General features: G+C 72.7%; 3 protein-coding genes and 1 riboswitch. All 3 genes read left to right on the top strand.

From position 1 onward, the window contains the following. Window positions 1–249: 249 nt before the first annotated feature. A riboswitch (FMN riboswitch) is annotated at window positions 250–380 on the top strand. A 295-nt stretch (window positions 381–675) separates the two neighbouring features. Next, window positions 676–1,344, top strand: coding sequence for a riboflavin synthase (locus FOE67_RS23885; protein ID WP_182666909.1), 669 nt, complete (start codon window positions 676–678; stop codon window positions 1,342–1,344). Continuing rightward, window positions 1,341–1,958 (top strand): nicotinamide mononucleotide transporter family protein, encoded by a 618-nt coding sequence (locus FOE67_RS23880; protein WP_182666908.1) that lies wholly within the window; start codon window positions 1,341–1,343, stop codon window positions 1,956–1,958. The genes FOE67_RS23885 and FOE67_RS23880 overlap by 4 nt, the downstream gene beginning before the upstream one ends. Beyond that, on the top strand, window positions 1,922–2,053 hold a 132-nt coding region (locus FOE67_RS30990; protein ID WP_498370718.1), incomplete at its 3' end, for an LpqB family beta-propeller domain-containing protein. The genes FOE67_RS23880 and FOE67_RS30990, both read left to right, overlap by 37 nt.

Here is a 2,053-nt window from a genome sequence, read left to right as displayed (position 1 = left end):
GGGAAGGGGAAGGTCGCGCTCGGTCGAATCGCCGGTGGGGAGAGGGGACTTGGGTCCGGTGCGAGGGCGTTCCCGTCGGAACGACACGGCGTGGGGACCGCGGAATGCACGAGAGGCTAAGAGGACTAGACCATTCGGTCAAGAGGTATGGACCACTTCGCGGAGCGGCCCCGGGTGAGGAGGACCACGGACGGCCCCTCTGCACGGAAGGCGACCGGCATGGCACACTGGGACGCGTACCAGTGACGCAAGCGCACTCCGGGGTCGGTGAAAGTCCGAACCGGCGGTTACAGTCCGCGACCCGGTCACCTCCAGTGACCGGTTGACCAGGTGAAATTCCTGGACCGACGGTGAAAGTCCGGATGGGAGGCAGTGCGCGGCGGAGCGGGTCGGCGGTTTCGACGACCGCCGCGTCCGGCCGTGCCGGCGTGGTGTCCCGGAAACCCCGGCTCCCGGTCCGCTCGTTGTCCCACGCGCCCTTCCGGCGCGCCCCGGAGTCCGTGCCCGAGCAGGCAGGAGGACCCGGTGGCCGAACCCCGTCCCGTGACCGGGACGACCCGTACCCCGTACGGCTCCCCGCGTGCCCGCGCACCGCTCGGCGTCCCCATCCCCTTCGACCCCACCGTCCCGAGGGTCCGCCCCGCCGCCACGCCCGCATCCACCGAGGAGTCCCCCGTGTTCACCGGAATCGTCGAGGAACTCGGCGAGGTCGTCGCCGTCGAACGACTCGAGAACGCCGCGCGCCTGCGGATCCGCGGGCCCCGCGTGGTCTCCGACGCCCGCCACGGCGACTCGATCGCCGTCAACGGCGTCTGCCTGACCGTCGTGACCGCCGGGGACGGTGAGTTCACCGCCGACGTCATGGCCGAGACCCTGAACCGCTCCTCCCTGGCGGCCCTCGGCCCCGGCTCCCCGGTCAACCTCGAACGTGCCCTCGCCCTCGGCGCCCGTCTGGGCGGCCACATCGTCCAGGGCCACGTGGACGGCACCGGCACCCTCCGCGAGCGGCTCCCCGGCGAACACTGGGAGACCGTCCGCTTCGCCGTCCCCGCGCCCCTGGCCCGCTACATCGTGGAGAAGGGGTCGATCACCATCGACGGGGTGAGCCTGACCGTCGTCGAGGCACCCGCCGCGGACGGCACCGCCGAGCCGGTGCTGGGCGTGGGGCTCATCCCCACCACCCTGGCCCTGACCACCCTCGGCCGCCTGCTTCCCGGCGACCCGGTGAACCTGGAGGTCGACGTGCTGGCCAAGTACGTGGAGCGCCTCCTCGCCCCCGGCTCGCCCACCGGCGTCCCCACCCTCCCCGCCGGGGATCGGCCGGGCGCGGAGGCGGGTCGATGAGCCTGTTCGACCAACTCAACTCCACCGCCTTCGAGGTCGTCGGCCAGCGCGTCATCTGGTCCGACCTCATCGGCAACCTCCTCGGGCTGACCGCCCTCGCCCTGGGGTGGCGCCGCTCGGTGTGGACCTGGCCGGTGCAACTGGCCTCCGGGCTGATCCTCGTCGCGGCCTACGCCTCCGCCCAACTCGGCGGTGGGGTGGGCAAGCAGCTGCTGGTGATCACCGTGGCCCTGTGGGGCTGGCGCCAATGGCGTGTGGGGGCCAGGGACGGGGAGGACGACCGGATCGCCGTCCGTTTCGCCACCGGACGCGAGCGACTGTGGCTCCTGGCGGGGGCGGTCGGCGGAACCCTGCTGGTCGGGGGTCTGTTCACCGCGGTCCCCGAGCTCTCCTGGAACCCCTGGCCCGACGCCTACATCTTCGTCGGCACCCTGGTGGCGATGATCGCCCAGGCCCGCGGCCTGGTGGAGTTCTGGTTCGCCTGGCTGCTGGTCGACCTGGTCGGGGTGCCGCTCGCCTTCTCCAGCGGCCTGGCCTTCTCCGGCCTGGTCTACGTCCTGTACTTCGTGCTGGTCCTGTGGGGGCGGACTACGCGACCGCCCGCGAGTACCTGACCCCGGAGGCCGCCGAGGGCTGGGACCCGATGGCGGGCACGACCGTCCTCGCGGACGGCCCCCTGTTGGCCGGTCGGCCGGCGGACCCGGCGATC

This window comes from Streptomyces calidiresistens (assembly GCF_014141525.1).
GTDB classification, from domain to species: domain Bacteria; phylum Actinomycetota; class Actinomycetes; order Streptomycetales; family Streptomycetaceae; genus Streptomyces; species Streptomyces calidiresistens.
This window is presented reverse-complemented; position numbering and strand designations above follow the sequence as displayed.

Coding starts and splice junctions, on each gene's coding strand:
- FOE67_RS23880 (WP_182666908.1), top strand. CDS start 1,341: ATGAGCCTGTTCGACCAACTCAACTCCACCGCCTTCGAGGTCGTCGGC.